18 protein-coding genes and 1 tRNA gene are annotated in these 21,684 nt (G+C 70.7%); 3 read left to right on the top strand and 16 right to left on the bottom strand.

Features of this window, described 5'->3' with window-relative positions; genetic code table 11:
• Window positions 1-91: 91 nt before the first annotated feature.
• The 15 genes from ACFVT1_RS12550 to ACFVT1_RS12480 all read right to left on the bottom strand — a co-directional run bounded on the left by ACFVT1_RS12550 (window position 92) and on the right by ACFVT1_RS12480 (window position 17,713).
• Window positions 92-1,495, bottom strand: a complete 1,404-nt coding sequence (locus tag ACFVT1_RS12550) for an MraY family glycosyltransferase (RefSeq protein WP_389794482.1) — start codon at window positions 1,493-1,495, stop codon at window positions 92-94.
• Window positions 1,496-1,587: 92 nt separating this feature from the next.
• Entirely contained in the window at window positions 1,588-2,853 is a 1,266-nt protein-coding gene (glyA, locus tag ACFVT1_RS12545) for a serine hydroxymethyltransferase (protein WP_389794481.1), read from the bottom strand.
• 328 nt (window positions 2,854-3,181) lie between these two features.
• On the bottom strand, window positions 3,182-3,823 hold the full coding sequence (locus ACFVT1_RS12540; protein ID WP_389794480.1) for a protein-tyrosine-phosphatase: 642 nt from the start codon (window positions 3,821-3,823) through the stop codon (window positions 3,182-3,184).
• Window positions 3,820-4,467 (bottom strand): L-threonylcarbamoyladenylate synthase, encoded by a 648-nt coding sequence (locus tag ACFVT1_RS12535; protein WP_114246670.1) that lies wholly within the window; start codon window positions 4,465-4,467, stop codon window positions 3,820-3,822. Before ACFVT1_RS12535 ends, ACFVT1_RS12540 begins: the two co-directional genes overlap by 4 nt.
• 64 nt (window positions 4,468-4,531) lie before the next feature.
• A complete protein-coding gene (gene prmC / locus ACFVT1_RS12530) occupies window positions 4,532-5,377 on the bottom strand; it encodes a peptide chain release factor N(5)-glutamine methyltransferase (RefSeq protein WP_362204641.1) in 846 nt (281 codons plus the stop codon).
• A gap of 41 nt (window positions 5,378-5,418) precedes the next feature.
• Entirely contained in the window at window positions 5,419-6,495 is a 1,077-nt protein-coding gene (prfA, locus tag ACFVT1_RS12525) for a peptide chain release factor 1 (RefSeq protein WP_362204638.1), read from the bottom strand.
• Window positions 6,496-6,650: 155 nt separating this feature from the next.
• A complete protein-coding gene (gene rpmE, locus ACFVT1_RS12520) occupies window positions 6,651-6,875 on the bottom strand; it encodes a 50S ribosomal protein L31 (protein WP_351204959.1) in 225 nt (74 codons plus the stop codon).
• Window positions 6,876-7,017: 142 nt separating this feature from the next.
• Window positions 7,018-8,121: an LCP family protein gene (locus ACFVT1_RS12515; protein ID WP_389794479.1), complete on the bottom strand. Its 1,104-nt coding sequence runs from the start codon at window positions 8,119-8,121 to the stop codon at window positions 7,018-7,020.
• Between the two features lie 412 nt (window positions 8,122-8,533).
• Window positions 8,534-10,549, bottom strand: a complete 2,016-nt coding sequence (gene rho, locus ACFVT1_RS12510) for a transcription termination factor Rho (protein WP_389794478.1) — start codon at window positions 10,547-10,549, stop codon at window positions 8,534-8,536.
• 384 nt (window positions 10,550-10,933) lie between these two features.
• Complete coding sequence (gene thrB, locus ACFVT1_RS12505) at window positions 10,934-11,851, bottom strand: homoserine kinase (protein ID WP_362204627.1); 918 nt, start codon at window positions 11,849-11,851, stop codon at window positions 10,934-10,936.
• Between the two features lie 358 nt (window positions 11,852-12,209).
• A complete protein-coding gene (gene thrC / locus ACFVT1_RS12500; RefSeq protein ID WP_389794476.1) occupies window positions 12,210-13,280 on the bottom strand; it encodes a threonine synthase in 1,071 nt (356 codons plus the stop codon).
• Window positions 13,281-13,286: 6 nt separating this feature from the next.
• Complete coding sequence (locus ACFVT1_RS12495; protein ID WP_389794475.1) at window positions 13,287-14,636, bottom strand: homoserine dehydrogenase; 1,350 nt, start codon at window positions 14,634-14,636, stop codon at window positions 13,287-13,289.
• Window positions 14,637-14,761: 125 nt separating this feature from the next.
• Window positions 14,762-16,153, bottom strand: coding sequence for a diaminopimelate decarboxylase (gene lysA / locus ACFVT1_RS12490; protein ID WP_389794474.1), 1,392 nt, complete (start codon window positions 16,151-16,153; stop codon window positions 14,762-14,764).
• Window positions 16,154-16,179: 26 nt separating this feature from the next.
• Entirely contained in the window at window positions 16,180-17,175 is a 996-nt protein-coding gene (gene nrtL / locus ACFVT1_RS12485) for an ArgS-related anticodon-binding protein NrtL (RefSeq protein WP_389794472.1), read from the bottom strand.
• A gap of 55 nt (window positions 17,176-17,230) precedes the next feature.
• Window positions 17,231-17,713 carry a response regulator gene (locus ACFVT1_RS12480; RefSeq protein ID WP_362204612.1) on the bottom strand — a complete coding sequence of 161 codons (483 nt, stop codon included), beginning with the start codon at window positions 17,711-17,713 and terminating at the stop codon, window positions 17,231-17,233.
• Window positions 17,714-17,883: 170 nt separating this feature from the next.
• On the opposite strand from ACFVT1_RS12480, the gene ACFVT1_RS12475 reads away from it, so the two are divergent.
• Window positions 17,884-17,955, top strand: a tRNA-Arg gene (locus ACFVT1_RS12475).
• A 241-nt stretch (window positions 17,956-18,196) separates the two neighbouring features.
• On the opposite strand, the gene ACFVT1_RS12470 is transcribed toward ACFVT1_RS12475, so the two are convergent.
• Window positions 18,197-18,574, bottom strand: coding sequence for a hypothetical protein (locus tag ACFVT1_RS12470; RefSeq protein WP_362204602.1), 378 nt, complete (start codon window positions 18,572-18,574; stop codon window positions 18,197-18,199).
• A 547-nt stretch (window positions 18,575-19,121) separates the two neighbouring features.
• Between ACFVT1_RS12470 and ACFVT1_RS12465 the strand changes: the two genes are divergently transcribed.
• Both ACFVT1_RS12465 and ACFVT1_RS12460 read left to right on the top strand, forming a co-directional pair.
• Window positions 19,122-19,481, top strand: coding sequence for a hypothetical protein (locus ACFVT1_RS12465; protein WP_389794470.1), 360 nt, complete (start codon window positions 19,122-19,124; stop codon window positions 19,479-19,481).
• Window positions 19,482-19,653: 172 nt separating this feature from the next.
• Window positions 19,654-21,603: a protease pro-enzyme activation domain-containing protein gene (locus ACFVT1_RS12460; protein ID WP_389794469.1), complete on the top strand. Its 1,950-nt coding sequence runs from the start codon at window positions 19,654-19,656 to the stop codon at window positions 21,601-21,603.
• Window positions 21,604-21,684 lie beyond the last annotated feature (81 nt).

Below are 21,684 nucleotides of genomic sequence, written 5' to 3'. Positions count from 1 at the left end.
TGTGCCTACTGTCACACGTGAGGGTGAACCTGCCCGTGTGAGCAAGACAACTCATTGCCTTGTCTGGTATTGCCCCTCGATGACCGAATCGTCAACGCGAAGAATCGGCCTTATCTCTGTCCGAAAAACGCGAACGGGGGCCGATCGCAGTCGCCCCGTTGACGCCGGAGACTCCCACGGCGATCGGGGTCCTCTCCTGGAGCTCCTGCCCCTCCTGCCCCATCTGCGTTTCCGGGCACCGCTGTTGGGCCTCGTCCGGAGATGACGCTGCCGCCGGAGATGACGGTTCCGCTTCGGGCGCCTCGCCCTTGCCGCGGTGCCTGCGGTAGCGAGGCGGTACGAACCGTTCCGCCCAGTACGGCGTCTGCGGGGTGAACCGGGGCATCAGCAGCAGTACGAGGCCCAGCGCGCTCAGCCCCATGACGACCAGCACGATCCACAGGGACGCCGAGTGCACCGAGTAGCCGACCGCGCCGAAGGCGATCAGGGCCGACCAGAAGTACATGATCAGCACGGACCTGCTGTGCGAATGACCGATCTCCAGGAGCCGGTGGTGGAGGTGCCCGCGGTCCGCCGCGAACGGCGACTGGCCGTTCCAGGTACGCCGCACGATCGCCAGCACCAGGTCGGCGGCCGGGATCGCGATGATGGTCAGCGGCAGCAGCAGCGGGATGAAGACCGGCAGCATCGCGTGGGTGGCCTCGCGCTCGCTGCCCGCGAAGAGCTTCATCGTGTCCGGGTCGACCTGCCCGGTGACGGAGATCGCGCCGGCCGCCAGCACGAGGCCGATCAGCATCGACCCCGAGTCCCCCATGAAGATCCGGGCCGGGTGCATGTTGTGCGGCAGAAAGCCCAGGCACATGCCCATCAGGATCGCCGTGAACAGCGTCGCGGGGGCCGCCGCCTCGATCATGTGCCCGTACCAGAGCCGGTAGGTGTACAGGAAGAACGCGGCGGAGGCGATGCACACCATGCCCGCCGCGAGACCGTCCAGGCCGTCGACGAAGTTGACCGCGTTGATGGTGATGACGACCAGGGCGACCGTGAGCAGCGTGCCCTGCCACTGGGTGAGCGCGACGGTGCCGACGCCGGGGATCGGCAGCCACAGGATCGTCAGGCCCTGGATGACCATGACCGCGGCGGCGATCATCTGCCCGCCGAGCTTGATCAGTGCGTCGATCTCGAACTTGTCGTCCAGGACACCGATCAGCCAGATCAGCGCGGCCCCGGAGAGCAGCGCCCGAGGTTCGTTGGAGAGCTGGAAGACGCCGTCGAGGTTGTACAGATGGGCCGCGACGATCAGTCCCGCGCACAGTCCGCCGAACATGGCGATGCCACCGAGCCGCGGTGTCGGTTCTCGGTGGACGTCACGCGCACGGATCGCGGGCATCGCCCCGACCGCGATGGCGAACTTGCGCACCGGGCCGGTCAGCAGATAGGTCACCGCGGCCGTGACACAGAGCGTCAGCAGGTAATCACGCACGGGCTGCCCCACAGATTTCGCCGGCCATCTCAGCCCACACCTTAACTACGTCGGACTCATGGTTGAGGACACGGAGACCGGGCGGACGGTTGCACCGACCACGTCTACCCCGGATACGGCGGATATTTCCGGGCCAGCTCCCGGACCGCCGCCCGGATGTCGCCCTCCTCACGTACCGCCGCGCCGAAGAGCACCGCCAGCCGCGCCATGTCGGTGTCGTCCATGCCCTGGGTGGTGACGGCCGCGGTGCCGAGCCTGATGCCCCGGGCGTCCCCGTACGGAAGCGCGCAGGTGTCCAGCACCAGGCCCGCCGCCGCCAGCCGGGCACGGGCGGTGGGCCCGTCGGTGCCGAGCGGTGCCGGGTCCGCGACGATCAGGTGGGTGTCCGTGCCGCCCGTGGTGACCTCGAAGCCCTCGGCCTCCAGACCGGCGGCCAGCACTCGCGCGTGGGCCACCACCCGGTGGGCGTACTCCGTGAACGCGGGTGTCGACGCCTCCCCGAAAGCGACGGCCTTCGCGGCGACGGTGTGCATCTGCGCGCCGCCCTGGGTGAAGGGGAAGACCGCCCGGTCGATCCGTTCGGCCAGCTCCGCACCGCACAGGATCATCCCGCCGCGCGGGCCGCGCAGCACCTTGTGCGTGGTCGCGCAGACCACATCGGCGTACGGCACCGGGCTCGGTGCCGCTCCCCCGGCGATCAGCCCCATCGGGTGGGCGGCGTCGGCGATGAGGTACGCGCCCACCTCGTCGGCGATCTCCCGGAAGAGCTCGTAGTCGGGGTGGCGGGGGTACGAGATCGAGCCGCTGACGATCGCCTTGGGGCGGTGTGCACGGGCCAGGGTGCGCACCTGCTCGTAGTCGATCAGGCCGCTCTCGGAGTCGACCCCGTATCCGATGAACTCGAACCAGCGGCCGGAGAAGTTGGCGGGCGAGCCGTGGGTGAGGTGTCCGCCGTACGGGAGGCCCATCGCCAGGACGGTGTCGCCGGGGCGCAGCAGGGCCGCGTACGCGGCGAGGACGGCGGAGGAGCCGGAATGCGCCTGGACGTTGGCGTGTTCGGCGCCGAACAGCGAGGTGGCCCGTCGGCAGGCGATGCGTTCGGCGGCATCGGCCTGCTCGCAGCCGCCGTGGTACCGGGCATCGGGGTAGCCCTCGGCGTATTTGTTGGCGAGCGGTGAGCCGAGGGCGGCGAGGACCGCGGGCGAGGTGAAGTTCTCGGCGGCGATCAGCTGGAGGGTGGTCGACTGCCGGTGCAGTTCGCCCAGCAGTACGGCCCCGATCTCCGGGTCCTCCCGCAGCAGGGCGCCGAAGTCCTGCGGCAGGGTGGTCCCGGTGTCGGAGGGGGGTGCGGCAGGAGTGGTGACCGGCATCTGACGGCTCCGGGCCTGGGGAGGGGTGCGCTGGCGACAACTTCAAATGTAGGCCCGGGAAGGCCCTCCTGCCCGCTGTGCGGCGACGTCGTACACCCGTTGGGCCCTCTGTACCCGGGCCCCGCGTACGGCTGTCAGAGTGGCGCGGGCACACCCGCCCTTCAGCGCGGGGCCGGCCCGCCGGTGAGCGCCGTGACAACCGGATCGAGGGCCTGGTCGAACACCATTCCCGACGCGCCCCTCGCACCGCTCGGCCCCGAAGGGCCTCCCCGGCTTCGGCCCGCTGCGCCGGCCTCCGGCCGCCGGGACGGGCGGCAGAGCCGCGACCTCAGCGGTCGGCCGTGATGCCCGTCAGGGCGGTGACAACCGGATCGAGAGCCTGGTTGATCTCGTCGCCGACGGACCGGAAGAACGTGATGGGGGCGCCGTACGGGTCGTAGACCTCGTCGGCCTCGGCGGTGGGGGCCAGCAGCCAGCCGCGCAGCGCGGCCGCGGCGCGGACCAGGGCGCGGGCGCGTTCGACGACGCCCTCGTCGCGGGCGTCGGGCAGCGTGGCGGGGTCTATGGCCCGGACCAGCCGGGTGAATTCCTTGAGGGTGAAGGTCCGCAGGCCGGCCGAGTGACCCATCGAGATGACCTGGGCCCGGTGGTCGCGGGTGGCGGTGAGCACCAGGTCGGCGCGGATCACGTGCTCGTCGAGCAGTTCCCGGCCGACGAAGCCGGTGGTGTCGGCGCCGAAGTCGGCGAGGACGATCTCGGCGTTGGCCTCCATGGGGGCGCCTTCGTGGCCCCAGGTGCCCGCGCTCTCCACGATCAGACCGCCCTGCCGCGGATCGCCGAGGCGGTCCACCAGGGCGTGCCGGGTCAGCCGCTCGGTGATCGGTGAGCGGCAGACGTTGCCGGTGCTGACGTGGAGGATGCGGAAAGTGTCGGCCTGCCCCGCTATGCCACGCCCCTCAGGGGCGGTCAATTGGCCACCTCGAGGTCGGGTACCACCTTGCGGAGTTCCTCGACGGAGAGCGCGCCCGCGCGCAGCAGAACGGGGACCTTGCCGGTGACGTCGACGATGGACGACGGCACGATGCCGGGTGTCGGACCGCCGTCGAGATAGACGGAGACGGAGTCGCCGAGCATCTCCTGGGCGGCGTCGCAGTCCTCGGGGGCCGGGTGTCCGGTGAGGTTGGCGCTGGAGACGGCCATCGGACCGACCTCGGTGAGCAGTTCGATGGCGACCGGGTGCAGCGGCATCCGGATGGCGACGGTGCCGCGGGTGTCGCCGAGGTCCCACTGGAGCGACGGCTGGTGCTTGGCGACGAGCGTGAGGGCGCCGGGCCAGAAGGCGTCGACGAGCTCCCAGGCCTGCTCGGAGAAGTCGGTGACCAGTCCGTGCAGGGTGTTCGGGGAGCCGATCAGGACGGGTGTCGGCATGTTGCGGCCGCGGCCCTTGGCGTCCAGCAGGTCGGCGACGCCCTCGGAACTGAAGGCGTCCGCGCCGATCCCGTACACGGTGTCGGTGGGCAGCACGACCAGTTCGCCGCGGCGGACGGCCGACGCGGCCTCACGCAGACCCGTCGTACGGTCGGTCGCGTCGTTGCAGTCGTATCGCCGTGCCATCAGCCGGCCTCCTCAAGCGTGTACGGGTATGGCGGGTACGGGTCGTGCGGGTGGTGGCCACCGGTCACGGCATGGCCTTGCGGGCCGTGGCGAACCGCGGCCGGTTGTTCAGGTCGGGGTGGTCGGCCGCGTCGGCCCAGCCGCGTTCCTCGGTGAAGATCCACGGCACCTGGCCGCCCTGGGTGTCGGCGTGCTCGATGACGACGAGACCGCCGGGGCGCAGCAGGCGGTGTGCGGTGCGTTCGATGCCGCGGATGGTGTCGAGGCCGTCCTCGCCGGAGAAGAGGGCCATCTCCGGGTCGTGGTCGCGGGCCTCGGGCGCCACGTACTCCCATTCGGTGAGCGGGATGTACGGGGGGTTGGAGATGACCAGGTCGACCTGGCCGTCGAGCTCGGGGAGGGCCGTGAGCGCGTCTCCCCGGTGGACGGTGACCCTGGACCCCTCGGCGTTCTTCCTGGTCCATTTGAGGGCGTCGTCGGAGAGCTCCACGGCGTGCACGCGGGAGCGCGGCACCTCCTGGGCCATGGCCAGGGCGATGGCGCCCGATCCACTGCACAGGTCGACGACGACCGGTTCGACGACGTCCATCGCGCGTACGGCGTCTATCGCCCAGCCGACGACCGATTCGGTCTCCGGGCGGGGGACGAAGACGCCGGGCCCGACCTGGAGTTCCAGGTAGCGGAAGAAGGCGCGTCCGGTGATGTGCTGGAGCGGTTCGCGGGCCTCGCGGCGGGCGATGGCCTCCCAGTACCGGGCGTCGAAGTCCGCGTCCGGCACATGGTGCAGCTCGCCCCGCTTGACGCCGTGCACGAACGCGGCGAGTTCCTCCGCGTCGAATCGCGGCGAGGGCACACCGGCGTCGGCCAGCCGCTGAGTGGCCTGGGCCACCTCGGCGAGCAGCAGGTTCATCGCGGTTCTCCGTACGGGTTACGGGGCGGGGCGGGCTTTGCTTACGCGGCGGCGAGCTTGGCGGCCGAGTCGGCGTCGACGCAGGCCTGGATCACGGCATCCAGGTCACCGTCGAGCACCTGGTCCAAGTTGTACGCCTTGAAGCCGACGCGGTGGTCCGAGATCCGGTTTTCCGGAAAGTTGTACGTACGGATCTTCTCGGACCGGTCGACCGTGCGCACCTGGCTGCGTCGTACGTCCGAGGCTTCCTGCTCGGCGGCCTCCTGGGCGGCCGCGAGCAGTCGCGAACGCAGGATACGCATGGCCTGCTCCTTGTTCTGGAGCTGGCTCTTCTCGTTCTGGCAGGAGGCGACGACACCGGTCGGCAGGTGGGTGATGCGGACCGCCGAGTCGGTGGTGTTGACGGACTGGCCGCCGGGGCCCGAGGAGCGGTAGACGTCGATGCGGAGATCGTTGGCGTGGATCTCGACGTCGACCTCCTCGGCCTCGGGCGTGACGAGCACTCCGGCGGCGGAGGTGTGGATACGGCCCTGGGACTCGGTGGACGGCACCCGCTGCACCCGGTGCACCCCGCCCTCGTACTTCAGCCGGGCCCAGACGCCCTGGCCGGGCTCGGTGGCGCCGTTGCCGCCCTTGGTCTTCACGGCGACCTGGACGTCCTTGTATCCGCCGAGCTCGGACTCGGTGGAGTCGATGATCTCGGTCTTCCAGCCGACGCGCTCGGCGTAGCGCAGATACATCCGCAGCAGATCGCCGGCGAACAGGGCGGACTCGTCGCCGCCCGCGCCCGCCTTGATCTCCAGGAGCACGTCCTTGTCGTCGCTGGGGTCGCGCGGGACCAGGAGGAGGCGGAGCTTCTCGGTGAGCTCTTCGCGCTGCTTCTCCAGGTCCTTGACCTCGGCGGCGAAGTCGGGGTCGTCGGCGGCCAGCTCGCGGGCCGTCCCGATGTCGTCCCCGGCCTGCTTCCAGGAGCGGTACGTGGCGACGATCGGGGTCAGCTCGGCGTAGCGCTTGTTGAGCTTGCGCGCGTTTGCCTGGTCGGCGTGGACCGCCGGGTCCGCGAGCTTCTTCTCGAGATCGGCCTGTTCGCCGATCAGTTCCTCGACCGCCTCGAACATCTTCGGGCTCCTGGTTTCTTCACTCAAACGTGCCTGCTGGACGGCGTGGTGCTGTCCGGGCGGGGTGCGGGGACGGCCCGTACCCCGGGCCGGAAAAAAACGCCGGTCTCGGCGCCCCCCGGGAAGAGGGCGCCGAGAACCGGCGCAGTGGCTCGCTACTTGCTGGCGGAGCCGGCAGCCTTGCCGAAGCGGGCCTCGAAGCGGGCCACGCGGCCACCGGTGTCGAGGATCTTCTGCTTGCCCGTGTAGAACGGGTGGCACTCGGAGCAGACGTCGGCACGGATGCTGCCGCCGCCGATGGTGCTCCGGGTCGTGAACGAGGCGCCACAGGTGCAGCTGACCTGCGTCTCGACGTACTCGGGGTGAATGTCGCGCTTCAAGGGTTTCTCCTAGGTTCGGGAGGGCACCGGGTCGTACGCGCGGATTGCGCGTCCGTGAACCGGGGCCGACGTACCAGTCTGCCAGGACCGGCCGTATCTCCCAAAACCGGGGGCAGGCCGCACCTATTCCCGGCCCGCCCGCTCACCGCACGACGCGGCCCGCGACGCCCTTGTCGCCCGCCGACTTCTCGGTGGCGGAGGCGGGGATCGCCCGGTCCTGCTTGAGCGCCGTCCAGACCTGCTGGGCGGACTCCTCCAGCGGTACGACGCGGTTCGGGTCGGCGGGGTCGTACTGCACGGGCAGGGTGACCATGTGGACGTTCTTCGAGGCGAGCCCCTTGAGGCCGTTCGCGAAGCCGGTGAGCTGCTTGACCGAACCCAGGTCGGAGTCGGTGGTGATGGCCTTGGTCGCGGTGTCGGCGAGGTCGAAGAGCGTCTTCGGGTTCGAGAACACCCCGACGCTCTTGGCCTGTTCCATCAGCGCCTTGATGAACGCCTGCTGGAGCTGGATGCGCCCGAGGTCGCTGCCGTCGCCGACGCTCTTGCGGGTGCGGACGAGGCCCAGCGACTGCTCTCCGTCGAGGGTGTGGGTGCCGGGCTCCAGATCCAGATGGCTCTTGGAGTCGTGGATCGCCTCGGTGGTGGTGATCTCCACGCCGCCCAGCTCGTCGATGAGCTTCTTGAAGCCGGTGAAGTCGACTTCGAGGTAGTGGTCCATGCGGATACCGGACATGGATTCGACGGTCTTGACCGCGCAGGCCGGGCCGCCGACCTCGTACGCCGTGTTGAACATGGCGCGCTGCTCGCCCGCGACGGTCTTGCCCGAGGTGTCGCCGGTGCAGTCGGGGCGGGTGACGAGGGTGTCGCGCGGGATGGAGACGACGGAGGCCGTCTTGTGGCCCTTGTTGAGGTGGACGATCATCGCGGTGTCGGAGCGGGCCGAGCCCTCGTCGGCGCCGTAGGCGGAGTTCGCGCCGGAGCGGGAGTCGGAGCCGAGCACGAGGATGTCCTCGGAGCCGTTGTCCACGTTGTCGGGGCGGTCCTTGCCGAGCGCCGCGTTGATGTCGACGGCCTTGAGATTGCCGTTGAGCTTGAGATAGGCGTATCCGAGTCCACCGCCACCGACGACCACGACACCGGCCAGGGTCCAGACGGCGATCACCGTCGCCCTGCGCCGGCGTGACGGCTTCTTCCGGCGCTTGCCGGTGGGACGTATTCGGCCGCCGCTCCCGCTCTGCTCGGTCATCCGTCTCCTTCGGTCGTCAGCTGTTTCCCGGCTGCCCCCAGCAGCGGTGTTCGAGCACGGGCGCATCGGCTCTTTCGTCTGCTTTGGCGACTTGTCGGTACTTCGTACGACGCCGCGGCACGAAGAAGGGTTGCACAGCGACCTGTCACGTCCGGATGAGGACGATGCAGGGACAAAAGGGATGCGCGGCGCCGGTGAACGGCTGGTGATCCCGCGCTCACCTGCGGTTTCTTGTCCAGTGCAGCCATGGGAGCGGCACCGGTCGCGACGCCCGTCATGTGGTGAAGGTCTCGGATCGACCGAAAGGGCCGGATCGACTGCGTCACATCCGCGCACCCCCACGGCACAGGGCCGCCCCCGTCACCGAAGTGACGGGGGCGGCCCTGTGGAATCAGTCGATCCGGTACGGCGGTCAGTCGTTGCCGTTACCCGGAGCCGGCGTCGTCTTCTGGATCTGGAGCAGGAACTCCGCGTTGGACTGGGTCTTCTTCATCCGGTCCAGGAGGAGCTCGATCGCCTGCTGCTGGTCGAGCGCGTGCAGCACCCGGCGCAGCTTCCAGACAATCGCCAACTCGTCGCTGCCGAGCAGGATTTCTTCCTTGCGGGTGCTGGACGCGTCGACGTCCACCGCCGGGAAGATGCGCTTGTCCGAGAGCTTCCGGTCGAGCTTGAGCTCCATGTTGCCGGTGCCCTTGAACTCCTCGAAGATCACCTCGTCCATGCGCGAGCCGGTCTCGACGAGCGCGGTGGCCAGGATGGTCAGCGAACCGCCGTCCTCGATGTTGCGCGCGGCACCGAAGAAGCGCTTCGGCGGGTACAGCGCGGTCGAGTCGACACCACCGGACAGGATGCGGCCGGAGGCGGGGGCCGCGAGGTTGTACGCGCGGCCGAGGCGGGTGATGGAGTCCAGCAGGACGACCACGTCGTGACCCAGCTCGACGAGACGCTTCGCGCGCTCGATGGCCAGCTCGGCGACGGTGGTGTGGTCCTCGGCGGGACGGTCGAAGGTCGAGGAGATGACCTCGCCCTTCACCGACCGCTGCATGTCGGTGACCTCTTCCGGACGCTCGTCGACCAGGACGACCATCAGGTGGCACTCGGGGCTGTTGACCGTGATCGCGTTGGCGATCGCCTGCAGGATCATGGTCTTGCCGGTCTTCGGCGGGGCCACGATCAGGCCTCGCTGGCCCTTGCCGATCGGGGCCACCAGGTCGATGATCCGCGTCGTCAGGACGTTGGAGTCGGTCTCCAGCCGGAGCCGGTCCTGCGGGTAGAGCGGGGTCAGCTTCTGGAACTCCGGGCGGCCGCGGCCGGTTTCGGGCGCCATGCCGTTGACGGAGTCGAGGCGGACCAGCGCGTTGAACTTCTCGCGGCGCTCGCCGTCCTTGGGCTGGCGCACCGCACCGGTGACGTGGTCGCCCTTGCGCAGGCCGTTCTTGCGGACCTGGGCGAGCGAGACGTACACGTCGTTCGGGCCCGGCAGGTAGCCGGAGGTCCGGATGAACGCGTAGTTGTCGAGGATGTCCAGGATGCCCGCGACGGGGATCAGGACGTCGTCGTCGGAAACGGGGACCTCGTTGGCGAACTCCTCCCGCCCACGGCGCCCGCGGCGGTCGCGGTAGCGGCCGCGACGGCCGCGGCGGCCACCCGCCTCGTCGTCGTAACCGTCGTCCTGCGGGCCGCTGCTCTGCTGGCTCTGACGCTGCTGGCGCTGGCCGCCCTGCTGGCCCTGGCCGCCGCCCTGCTCGTCGCCCTTGCCACGGCGGTCGCGCTGACGGTCGCGGCGCTCCCCGCGCTCGCCGCGCTCCTGGCGGTCGCCGCGCTGGCCGCGGTCCTGACGGTCGCCCCGGCGGCCCTCGGCCGTGTCGGCGGCCGCTTCGGCCTTGGCGTCGGCGCGGTCGTCGCCCTTCGGCTCGGCCTGCGTCTCCCCCTTGGCCTCGGCGGACGGCTTGCTCTCCGCCTTGGTCTCCGGGCTGCCCGCCTGAGCGGTGGCACGGCGCCGACGGCGCTCGCCCGCGGGCTGGTCGTCGCTGGCCGGCTGACCGGGAATGTCGATCTGCTGCTGGGCAGCGGCCTTCTCGGCGGGCGCGGCGGCCGCCGCCGCGTCCCCGGTGCGCGCCTTGGAGGTGGCACGGCGCTTCGGCTTGGTCTCGGCGTCCGCGGCGGGCGCGGCGGCCTTGGGCGCGGCCGTGCTACCGGCCTGCGTCTCCTTGATGACCTCGATCAGCTGGCCCTTGCGCATCCGCGCGGTGCCCTTGATGCCGAGGCCGGACGCGACCTGCTGCAGCTCGGCCAGGACCATGCCGTCAAGGCCGGTGCCGGAGCGGCGGCGCCGTGCGGTGGTGCCAGTGGCAGCACCTTCGGCGGGCGCAGCGCTGTCGACGCTCTTGTCGGCAGTCACGCCCATCAGATCGGTGGTGTCGCTCACGAAGGGTCCTTCCCTGGAGCGGACGTCGGCCTTCTGGCTCGGCGACCGGTTGTGCTGTCCGACTGCGGTCTTTTCTTGCGGACCGGGCCGGGGCGGTGGTCCGCCGGGTACGGCGGAGAGATGAAGGTGTGCAAGGGTCCGGCGCGAGCATCCCCCTGCTCGGCCCACTCCTGGACAAGCGAGGGGTGTCGTGCCGGTTCCGGAGCGTGCACGAAACTGCTCAGGCAGGCTGCTCAGGCAGTTGGGGAGGCTCCCGGAAGAATTGGTGGTCCCGGAAAGGGACACGAAGCAACGCGCCACATAGACGTCGGTTGCAGACTTGAGGTTAACACTACCGGCTCCAACAAACATTCCCCCTCTCACTCACCGGCAATCACGTCTCGGCTACGGGGCGAGCGGCAGCACACTCGCACCTGGGGCGTCGAGAGCGAGCCGATTGGCCGCCCATCCCTCGCCCGCCAGCCGTGCGACCTTGTCGGCCGCACCGTCCTCGACCAGTGCGAGCACGGTCGGCCCGGCACCGGAGATGACTGCGGGTACGCCGTCGGCGCGCAGTCGGTTCACGAGTTCCACGCTCTGCGGCATCGCCGGGGAGCGGTACTCCTGGTGCAGCCGGTCCTCGGTGGCGGTGAGCAGCAGCTCGGGGCGCCTGGTCAGGGCCTCGACGAGGAGCGCGGCACGGCCTGCGTTGAAAGCCGCGTCGACATGTGGGACCGCGCGTGGCAGCAGTCCGCGGGCGGTCTCGGTCAGGACCGGTCTGCCGGGGACGAAAACCACCGGAACGATGGAATCGGCGGGGTCCATCCTGATCGCGCGGGCCGATCCGCCGTCCGTCCAGGCAAGGGTGAAGCCGCCCAGCAGACAGGCCGCGACGTTGTCGGGGTGGCCCTCGATCTCGGTGGCGAGTTCCAGCAGCGCGGCGTCGTCGAGGCGGGCGTCACCGCCGGTCGTCACGGCGCGGGCCGCGACGATTCCGGCGCAGATGGCTGCGGAGGACGAGCCGAGGCCGCGCCCGTGCGGGATGCGGTTGGCGCACACGATCTCCAGGCCGCGGGGCTGTCCGCCGAGCAGGTCGAAGGCGGTGCGCAGGGAGCGTACGAGGAGGTGGCTCTCGTCGCGGGGCAGCGTGTCCGCGCCCTCACCCGCGATGTCGATGTGCAGTCCGGAATCGGCTACGCGTACGACGACGTCGTCGTACAGGCCCAACGAAAGGCCGAAGGCGTCGAAACCCGGGCCCAGGTTGGCGCTGGTCGCAGGGACGCGCACCCGGACGGCGGCGGCTCGGAAGGCGGGACCGGCCATCGCTTAGACGACTCTCCTTGTGAGGCGGCGGGGGTGGTGGAGCGGTTTCTCGAAGACGGCGGGAAGTCGTGGCGGCGGGGAGTGGAATTCCGGGGAGACCGACGGCCGCAACGGCCCATGCGCCGCGACAGATGCGGCGGGGTGGGTTGGTTACAGCTTATCGAAGGAAGGTTCTGTCGCGACATAGGGCGCACAGGAGGCGCACGATGCGTGTCGCCCGCCTCCTATGCGCTCTCCGCCCCGAAAAGGGACGGTTGGGCCGGGTTCCTGCCGACAGGTCGCCGCAGTTCCTGTCGGCGGTGCGCCGGGGACCCGCCGCCGGCGGGCCGGGCCGCCCGCCGACGACCGGTCCCGGCCGCTAGACGAGACCCAGCCTCTCGGCGGCGGTGGCCGCGTCGACCGGGACCGTGACCGGCTGCGGAGCACCTGCGACGGCCCAGTCGGGGTCCTTGAGCCCGTTGCCGGTGACCGTGCAGACGATCTTCTGGCCGGGGTCGACCTTGCCCTCCTCGGCGGCCTTCAGCAGACCGGCGACGGAAGCGGCCGACGCGGGCTCCACGAAGACGCCCTCCTGCGAGGCCAGCAGCCGGTAGGCGGACAAAATCTGGCGGTCCGTCACCTCATCGATGAAACCGCCCGATTCGTCCCGGGCGTCCAGCGCGTACTGCCAGGAGGCCGGGTTGCCGATCCGGATCGCGGTGGCGACGGTCGACGGGTCCTTGACGATCTCGCCGCGGACGATGGGCGCGGAGCCGGAGGCCTGGAAGCCCCACATGCGCGGGGTGTGCGTGGCCATGCCGTCGCCCGCGTACTCCTTGTAACCCTTCCAGTACGCGGTGATGTTGCCCGCGTTGCCGACCGGGAGGACGTGGATGTCCGGGGCGTCGCCGAGCGCGTCGACGATCTCGAACGCCGCGGTCTTCTGGCCCTCGATACGGACCGGGTTGACCGAATTGACCAACGCCACCGGGTAGTTGTCCGACAGCGAGCGGGCCAGCGTCAGGCAGTCGTCGAAATTGCCGTCGACCTGGAGGATCTTGGCGCCGTGCACGAGCGCCTGCCCCATCTTGCCGAGCGCGATCTTGCCCTGCGGCACGAGGACGGCGCAGACCATGCCGGCCCGTACCGCGTACGCGGCGGCGGAGGCGGAGGTGTTGCCGGTGGAGGCGCAGATGACGGCCTGCGCGCCCTCCTCCTTGGCCCGCGTGATGGCCATCGTCATACCGCGGTCCTTGAAGGACCCGGTGGGGTTGGCGCCCTCGACCTTGAGGTGCACCTCGCAGCCCGTGCGCTCGGAGAGGACCTGAGCGGGGACGAGCGGCGTACCACCCTCACGGAGCGTGACGACCGGCGTCGTGCTCGTGACCGGAAGGCGGTCCCGGTACTCCTCGATGATGCCGCGCCACTGGTGGGTGCCCTTGCTGGTCATGGGTCCTCACTCCCCTTCAACACGCATGATGCTGGCGACACCGCGCACGGTGTCGAGCTTGCGCAGCGCTTCGACGGTCGCCGAGAGGGCGGCGTCGGGCGCGCGGTGGGTGACGACGACGAGGGAGGCCTCGCCGCCCGCCCGTCGCCCGTCGCCACCCTGCTCGACGGCGGTTTCGTCGCCGCTGCCTGGATTCCTGCCCTGCTGGCGGACGGTGTCGATCGACACGCCCTGCTCGGCGAAGACCGTCGCGACCTGGGCGAGTACGCCAGGCCTGTCGGCCACGTCGAGGCTGATGTGGTACCGCGTGACGACCTCGCCCATGGGGCTGACCGGCAGACGGGTGTACGCGGACTCGCCGGGGCCGGTGGCCTCGTTCAGCTTGTTGCGGCAGACCGCGACCAAGTCGCCGAGGACCGCGGACGCGGTCGGCGAGCCGCCGGCACCGGGGCCGTAGAACATGAGCTGCCCGGCCGCGTCGGCCTCGACGAAGACCGCGTTGTACGCCTCGCGGACGGAGGCCAGCGGGTGGCTCAGCGGGATCATCGCGGGGTGCACACGCGCGGTGACGGACTGCCCGTCGGCAGCCCGCTCGCAGATGGCGAGGAGCTTGACGGTGCAGCCCATGCGGCGGGCCGAGGCGATGTCGGCGGCGGTGACCTCGGTGATGCCCTCGCGGTGCACGTCACCGATCCTGACCCGGGTGTGGAAGGCGATGCCGGCCAGGATCGCGGCCTTGGCGGCGGCGTCGAAGCCCTCGACGTCGGCGGTCGGGTCGGCCTCCGCGTAACCGAGAGCGGTGGCCTCGTCGAGCGCCTCGGAGTATCCGGCTCCGCTCGTGTCCATCCGGTCGAGGATGAAGTTGGTGGTGCCGTTCACGATGCCGAGGACCCGGTTGACCTTGTCGCCCGCGAGGGATTCGCGCAGCGGCCGTACGAGCGGGATGGCACCGGCCACGGCGGCCTCGTAGTACAGGTCCCGGCCGTGCTGCTCGGCGGCGGCGTGCAGTGCGGCGCCGTCCTCGGCCAGCAGCGCCTTGTTGGCGGAGACCACGCTCGCGCCGTGCTCGAAGGCGGTCGTGATGAGCGTACGGGCGGGCTCGATGCCCCCGATGACTTCGATGGCGACGTCGATGTCGCCCCGTTTGACCAGGGCCGTCGCATCGGTGGTGATCAGTGCGGGGTCGATGCCCTCCCGCACCTTGGAAGGCCGTCGCACGGCGACACCGGCGAGCTCGACCGGTGCGCCGATGCGCGCGGCGAGGTCGTCGGCGTGCGTCGTCATGATGCGCGCCACCTCTGAGCCGACCACTCCACAGCCCAGCAGCGCCACCTTCAGCGGACGCGTACGCATCATCCGACCTCGTTTCCTTTACATCTGATGTGTGGTCCAGTCTCACTCACCGGACGGGCGTTCCTGCCACCCGTCCGGATCCTGAGACATCTATGGGGGTCCTGGGGTAAACCCCGGGAAAAACGGCATCAGCCGACATCCAGACGCAGGAGATCTTCCTCCGTCTCGCGCCGGACGATCACGCGCGCCTCTCCGTCGCGCACGGCGACGACGGGCGGGCGAAGAGCATGGTTGTAGTTGCTCGCCATGGAGCGGCAGTACGCACCGGTGGCGGGGACGGCGATCAGGTCGCCGGGCGCCAGGTCGGACGGCAGGAACGCGTCCTTGACGACGATGTCGCCGCTCTCGCAGTGCTTGCCGACGACGCGGACGAGCATGGGCTCGGCGTCGGAGGTGCGCGAGACGAGCGCCACGGAGTACTCGGCGTCGTACAGCGCGGTGCGGATGTTGTCCGACATGCCGCCGTCGACGCTGACGTACGTGCGCAGCCCCTCCAGGGGCTTGATGGTGCCGACCTCGTACAGCGTGAAGGCGGTGGGGCCGACGATGGCGCGTCCCGGCTCGACGGAGATCCGGGGGGTGGCGAGCCCGGCCGCCTCGCACTCGCGGGTGACGATGTCGCCGAGCGCCTTGGCGATCTCGTGCGGCTCGCGCGGGTCGTCCTCGGAGGTGTAGGCGATCCCCAGCCCGCCGCCCAGGTCGATCTCGGGCAGCTCGACGCCGTGCTCGTCGCGCACCTCGGCGAGGAGCTGCACCACGCGCCGGGCGGAGACCTCGAAGCCCGCCATGTCGAAGATCTGCGAGCCGATGTGCGAGTGGATGCCGATGAGTTCCAGACCGTCGAGGGTGAGTGCCCGGCGCACCGCCTCGGCGGCCTGCCCCCCGGCCAGCGCGATCCCGAACTTCTGGTCCTCGTGCGCGGTCGCGATGAACTCGTGGGTGTGCGCCTCGACACCGACCGTCACCCGGATCTGCACCCGCTGCCGCTTGCCGAGCCGCTGCGCTACGTGCGCGACCCGGGCGATCTCCTGGAAGGAGTCGAGCACGATCCGTCCGACACCCGCGGTGATCGCCCGCTCGATCTCCGCGACGGTCTTGTTGTTGCCGTGGAAGGCGATGCGCTCAGCGGGCATCCCGGCGTCCAGCGCGCAGGTCAGCTCGCCCCCGGAGCAGACGTCGAGGTTGAGTCCCTCCTCATGGAGCCAGCGCACGACGGCCCGCGACAGGAACGCCTTGCCGGCGTAGAACACATCGGCGTTCCGCCCGAAGGCGACGGCCCAGGCCCGGCAGCGGGCCCGGAAGTCGCTCTCGTCGAGGAAGTAGGCGGGAGTGCCGAACTCCTCGGCCAGCCGCGTCACTTCGATCCCGCCGACGGTGACCGCGCCGTCCGCGTTCCGGGCGACGGTACGGGCCCAGACCTTCTCGTCCAGGGCGTTGAGGTCGGCGGGCGGGGCCGTGTAGTGCCCCTCGGCCAGGACATCGGCGTGGCGGGGTCCGGCGGGGTGTGCGGATCGGCTCATCGTGTTGCTCTGCTCTCTCGGGTCTCTCAGAGGACTTCGGGTGCGCTGATGCCGAGCAGGGACAGGCCGCCTGCCAGCACCGTCCCGACGGCCTCGGCGAGGGCGAGCCGGGAGCGGTGGGCGGCCGAGGGTTTCTCGTCACCGACGGGGAGCGGCGGGGCACCGTCGTGGAAGTCGAAGAACGCCTGCGCGACCGCTTCCAGCTGCCGGGCGACCCGGTCGGGCTCGCGGTGGCGGGCGGCGGCGGCGAGCACACCGGGATGGTCGGCGAGAAGCGCACCGAGCACGGGTGCCTCCACGCTCTCCTCGTACGCGGCGCCGAACCCGAGCTGCTCGGCGTTCCGGCTCAGGGCGCGGGTCCGGGCGTACGCGTACCGCACCAGGAACAGCGGGTTGCCCTCCCGCTGCACGAGGAGCTCGCCGCTGCCCGCGCCCCGGGCGCGGTCGTGCGGGGCGGGCCGCAGCAGTGCCCAGCGCGCGGCGTCGGTCCCGAGCCGCTCGAAGAGATCACGGTCCGGGGCGGGCACGGGCACCACGTGCAGCGCTTCCCCGCCGGCCGCCCGGTCCCCGACCTCGGCCCCCTGGGCCCGGAGCAGCCGCTCGACGGTCTCGGTGACGACGCGGGCGCGCAGCTCGCCGACGGGCGCGAAGGAGGCCGTGACGCCGGCGAGGGCGTCCCCGTGCCCGTACTCGGTACCGCCCGCCCCGATGGCCCGGACCAGTGCGTCGACGGGGTCCTGGCCGCCGAGGGTGAAGTTCAGGAACCCGGGCCCGGTGACCTCGACGCCGCCGATTCCCGGCGCCCCCTGCACCCGCTCCCGAAGGATCTCGGCGACCTCCCTGGCCGGCAGCGCGGCGGGCCCGGCCAGCTGGAGGGCGACGGCGCAGGCGTAGTCCCCACGCCCGCCGGGCCGGGTCCGTTCCACCCGCACGCGCGCGGGCACGGGCGCGCGCAGGGCGTCCTCGTCGACCGCGCGGCGCACGGCGTGCAGCACGGTCCTGGAGAGATCGGCGGGGGTCACAGGACAAGCGTATGGGAGGACGGGGGCTGCCTCGCGACCCGGTTTCGCCATACGGTCACCCGGTGGCGCTCTCCGCCCTCCCGGCACCGTGCCTGCCGTCGAGCGGCGGCGGGTCCTCCCGGTCCATCAACTGCCGCACGAGCCGCACCAGCTCACTCGGCTCGAAGGGCTTCGCCAGGAACGCGTCGACCCCTGCGGCGACCCCGGTGTCCACCTCGATGGGAGTGCAGGCACTGATGATCGCCACGGGCACATGTCTGGTCCGCGGATCGGCACGCAATCTGGTGGCGGTCTGCAGACCGTCCAGCCGGGGCATGACGACATCGAGCGTGATCACATCGGGACGGACCCCATGCACCAGATCCAGACACTCGACACCATCGGCCGCGGTCACGACCTCGAAGCCCTCAAGCTCGAGGTTGACCCTGATCAACTGCCGGATGACCTTGTTGTCGTCGACAACAAGCACGCGGCCACACGCCCCTGACACCCTTCGAGAGTAGGTGGGACGTAGGGGCTGCGTCCGGGTTTTGCCTATTTCCGACCCCGGACGAGTGGTGCGGGAGGTGGCCGGATGTACGCATGACGTTCCGTCCCCACCCGTTCCGGGGGCCCGCGCAGCCACCCCGGGAGCGCCGAAATACCTGTTCACGGACACCCTGTGGAAGCTGGTAGTGTTTCCCCCGTCGCCGAGCAACACAGCGATACGCCCCCGTAGCTCAGGGGATAGAGCATCGGCCTCCGGAGCCGTGTGCGCAGGTTCGAATCCTGCCGGGGGCACTTCGATCGAAGTGCCTAAAGACCCCGTCATCAGCGGAAACGCTGAAGCCGGGGTCTTCGCGTATGCGCAGGCGCGTACCGCGCGTGAGGCGGTCGATGGCGCCCGTCCATTCCGGCAGCCGGGCCTGCGAACGTTCCGCCGGGCGTCGGGCGTCGGCCTCAGGACCAGTACGTCACGGAGAACCTTGCCCATGGCGGCCTCCGCGTGGGGCCGGGCGGCTTCCGGTGCCGCGTCGGCGGGCTACTGGTCCATGTCCTCCGGTCCGCCGGAGCCGATCTGTTCCGCTCGCAGCGCCAGGTCCTGGAGCACGTCGGAGGAGGACACATCCGTCTGCCCGGAGTCGTGCACCTGGGCCAGCATGGCGAAGGCCAGGGTGAACGCGCCGACCAGCTGCTCCACCGCGCCGCCGACCTCCCGGCCGACGAGGGCCGCGACCTCTTCGATCGAGGCGTCCTCGGGGATCGTGATCCGGGGCATCGTCTCGTTCAGGAGCGCGGTCACCACGCTCGAATCGGTTTCCACGTCGTCACGGTCGACGTTCTCTTCGAGGAGCCGACGGATCTCCCCCGCCTCCGTGAGGATTCCCACCACACGCTTCACTACTTCGCTCTGCTCCATCCAGCGAGCATAGGCGCGGAGCAGTGCGGTCGGTGATCAGCCAGCCCTTCGCGCCACCACCGGTCCGGGTTCGGACGGGACTGCCCGCCCATCCGGCCGCCCGCCCGTGAGCCCCGGAGACGGCGGGAGCGGGCCGGGCCTCGGCGGGTCGGCCGGGTGCAGGTACTGGAACACGTATACGGGAACCTTCCCTGCCCCTGGTGCTGTTCATTGCCGTCACCGCCCTGTCCTCCGTCGTCCTCCGGCCCCGGAGCTGGTCCGCGCCGTCACCGGCTCCGCAGCGGGCGGTCGGAGAGCCGGTCCGATGGGGAGCACGCCCGGCGCCGCTCGGACCGTCCGCCGACGCCCGGCTCTCCGGCGGTGACGCCCCCGGGCGGGCCCGGAGTGTGCCGCTCCCTCGTGGCCGATTCCACAGAGCGCCCCTGCCGAGGCACGCGCCAGTCGCGGGGCACGGGCCCGCGACATCGCCGTCGCCGCGGAGATCGCCGGCACGCGGTCGGCGGCCGGCAGGCATCTGCCGCCCTCGGGACGGGCGGGCGGGGCCCGGATGGAACTGGTCATCAGCAACGACGGGGTCGACGGGGTCGAGATCCTGTACACCGGGCCAGTCACGGGGAGGACCGGCATAGGGGGCTGCGCCGGTTGCAGGTCGTACTCCTGGGTGAGCGGGTCCCTGTCGGCCTGCAAGGCCGAGGGGAAGAGCTATCCGCATGTCACGCTGTGGCTGCCCGCGGGTGAGTACCACTTCCTGCACAAGCGCCGAGGAGGCCCCTCCTCCGGTGCGGGCGTGACGAGTTACGCGGACGGTTCGAAGATCCAGCCCGGGTATCGGTACACCGGCTGCACGTACATGACCAGTTCGCCCTCCCTCGGCATCGGCCCGGCGGACACGGCCTCGAACACCTGAGGGTGCATTTCCACAGATTCTCCACCAACCACCCTATGAATGCGCTCACTTGGTCGATTCTTGGTGAATGCATGCCCCCTACATGAGGGGTTCCTCGCCAGAGTGGCGCATTACATGTGCACATCATCCGGCACATGCACCACACGCGAAGACCCACATCGCAGGGGGTTACATGAGAACCAGCCGCGCGAGAAGTCGCGCCGCGCTGAGCATGGCAGCGACACTGCCGCTGCTTGCCGGTGCACTCGCCCTCGGAATACCGAACGCCAGCGCGGACTCCGCGCCGAGCGGACGGGACGCGCTGCAGGGCACCAAGCCCGCCTGGGCGACCGCCGAGGCCGACCAGGGGGCCACGGCCGGCAGCGGCAAGGTCAGTGTCCGGGTCCATCTGGCCGGACGCGACGCGAAGGGGCTGGCCGCGTACGCCGCCGCCGTGTCCGACCCCCGGTCCGCCTCCTACGGGAAGTACCTGAGCGCCGAGCAGGCGCAGGCCCGGTTCGGTGCCACCCAGCAGCAGATCGACCAGGTCAGCCGCTGGCTGAAGACGAACGGGCTGACCGTCACCGGCACCAACCGGCACTACGTCTCGGCCACCGGTGATGTCGCCGCCGCCGAGAAGACGTTCGGCACCCAGCTGCGCAACTACCGCAAGGGCGGCCGGACCTACCGCGCCCCTGCGTCCACCGCCTCCGTGCCCACCGCGCTGAGCGACGCCGTTCTCGCCGTCTCCGGCCTGGACAACGCGCCGCACAAGTCGAGCCACGACGAGACGCTGCCGCCGCCGGACGCGGTGTTCCGCAACTCCGGCCCCTTCTCCTCGTACTTCGGCTCCAAGACCGCGTCGGCGCTGCCGAGCGCCTACGGGTCGAAGGTGCCGTACGCCGTCAAGGGCTACACCGGCAAGCAGCTGCGCGCCGCCTACGGTGCGGGCAAGTGGACCGGCAAGGGCGTCACCGTCGCGATCACCGACGCGTACGCCTCGCCGACCATCGCGAAGGACGCCGCCGAGTACGCCAAGCGCAACGGCGACGCCCCGTACCGCCGCGGCCAGCTCAGCCAGGTGCTGCCGGCCGACTACACGAAGACCGAGGAGTGCGGGGCCTCCGGCTGGTACGGCGAGGAGACCCTCGACGTCGAGGCCGTGCACGCCGTCGCGCCCGCCGCCGACATCGTGTACGTGGGAGGCGCCTCCTGCTACGACGCCGACCTGCTCGACTCGCTGAACAAGGTCGTCGACAACCGGCTCGCGGACATCGTCTCCAACTCCTGGGGCGACGTCGAGGCCAATGAGACGCCGGACATCGCCGCCGCGTACGACCAGATCTTCAAGATGGGCGCGATCGAGGGCATCGGCTTCTACTTCTCCTCCGGCGACGACGGCGACAACGTCGCGTCGACGGGTACGAAGCAGATCGACGTCCCGTCCAACTCCGCCTGGGTGACCTCGGTCGGCGGCACCGCGCTCGCCGTCGGCAAGAACGACACGTACCAGTGGGAGACCGGCTGGGGAACGCTGAAGGCCGACCTCGCCGGCGACGGCAAGAGCTGGACCGGCTTCCCCGGCGCGTACACCTCCGGCGCGGGCGGCGGCACCAGCTCGACCGTGAAGCAGCCGTTCTACCAGCGCGGCATCGTCCCGGACTCGCTCGCGCGGGCGAACGGGAAGAACCGGATGCGCACGGCTCCGGACATCGCGGCCGTCGCCGACCCGAACACCGGCTTCCTGGTCGGCCAGACCCAGACGCTGCCCGACGGCTCGCTCGGCTACGACGAGTACCGCATCGGCGGTACGTCGCTGGCCGCGCCGGTCATCGCCGGTGTCCAGGCGCTCGCGCAGCAGGCCCGCCACGGGCTGCCGATCGGTTTCGCCAACCCGGCGATCTACGCCCGGTACGGCTCGAAGGCGTACCACGACGTCACCGACCACCCGCTGGGCCCGAACCGCGACCTCGCGGTGGCCCGGGTCGACTTCGCCAACGGCGTCGACGCGGCGGACGGCGTACTGACGTCGGTGCGGAGCCTCGGCAAGGACGCCTCACTCAAGGCGGTCAAGGGGTATGACGACGTGACGGGTGTCGGGACTCCGGCGGCCGGATATGTGAACTCGTACCGCCGGCACTGACGCGTACGCGTCGATGTGCGCCCACGGGCGCCGACCCGCCTCATCATGCGTCGACGGCCGTCCCGGGATTCGGACTCCGGG

The sequence above is a fragment of the Streptomyces sp. NPDC057963 genome, assembly GCF_042887155.1.
Taxonomy (GTDB): Bacteria; Actinomycetota; Actinomycetes; order Streptomycetales; family Streptomycetaceae; genus Streptomyces.
This window is presented reverse-complemented; position numbering and strand designations above follow the sequence as displayed.

Bases quoted from the DNA above. Each gene is read 5' to 3' on its own strand.
- thrC (WP_389794476.1), bottom strand. From the start codon at position 13,280: ATGACCAGCAAGGGCACCCACCAGTGGCGCGGCATCATCGAGGAGTAC.
- ACFVT1_RS12535 (WP_114246670.1), bottom strand. From the start codon at position 4,467: ATGGCACGGCGATACGACTGCAACGACGCGACCGACCGTACGACGGGT.
- glyA (WP_389794481.1), bottom strand. From the start codon at position 2,853: ATGCCGGTCACCACTCCTGCCGCACCCCCCTCCGACACCGGGACCACC.
- prmC (WP_362204641.1), bottom strand. From the start codon at position 5,377: ATGAACCTGCTGCTCGCCGAGGTGGCCCAGGCCACTCAGCGGCTGGCC.
- ACFVT1_RS12495 (WP_389794475.1), bottom strand. From the start codon at position 14,636: ATGATGCGTACGCGTCCGCTGAAGGTGGCGCTGCTGGGCTGTGGAGTG.
- ACFVT1_RS12465 (WP_389794470.1), top strand. From the start codon at position 19,122: ATGGAACTGGTCATCAGCAACGACGGGGTCGACGGGGTCGAGATCCTG.
- ACFVT1_RS12470 (WP_362204602.1), bottom strand. From the start codon at position 18,574: ATGGAGCAGAGCGAAGTAGTGAAGCGTGTGGTGGGAATCCTCACGGAG.
- ACFVT1_RS12515 (WP_389794479.1), bottom strand. From the start codon at position 8,121: ATGACCGAGCAGAGCGGGAGCGGCGGCCGAATACGTCCCACCGGCAAG.
- lysA (WP_389794474.1), bottom strand. From the start codon at position 16,153: ATGAGCCGATCCGCACACCCCGCCGGACCCCGCCACGCCGATGTCCTG.
- ACFVT1_RS12460 (WP_389794469.1), top strand. From the start codon at position 19,654: ATGAGAACCAGCCGCGCGAGAAGTCGCGCCGCGCTGAGCATGGCAGCG.
- thrB (WP_362204627.1), bottom strand. From the start codon at position 11,851: ATGGCCGGTCCCGCCTTCCGAGCCGCCGCCGTCCGGGTGCGCGTCCCT.
- prfA (WP_362204638.1), bottom strand. From the start codon at position 6,495: ATGTTCGAGGCGGTCGAGGAACTGATCGGCGAACAGGCCGATCTCGAG.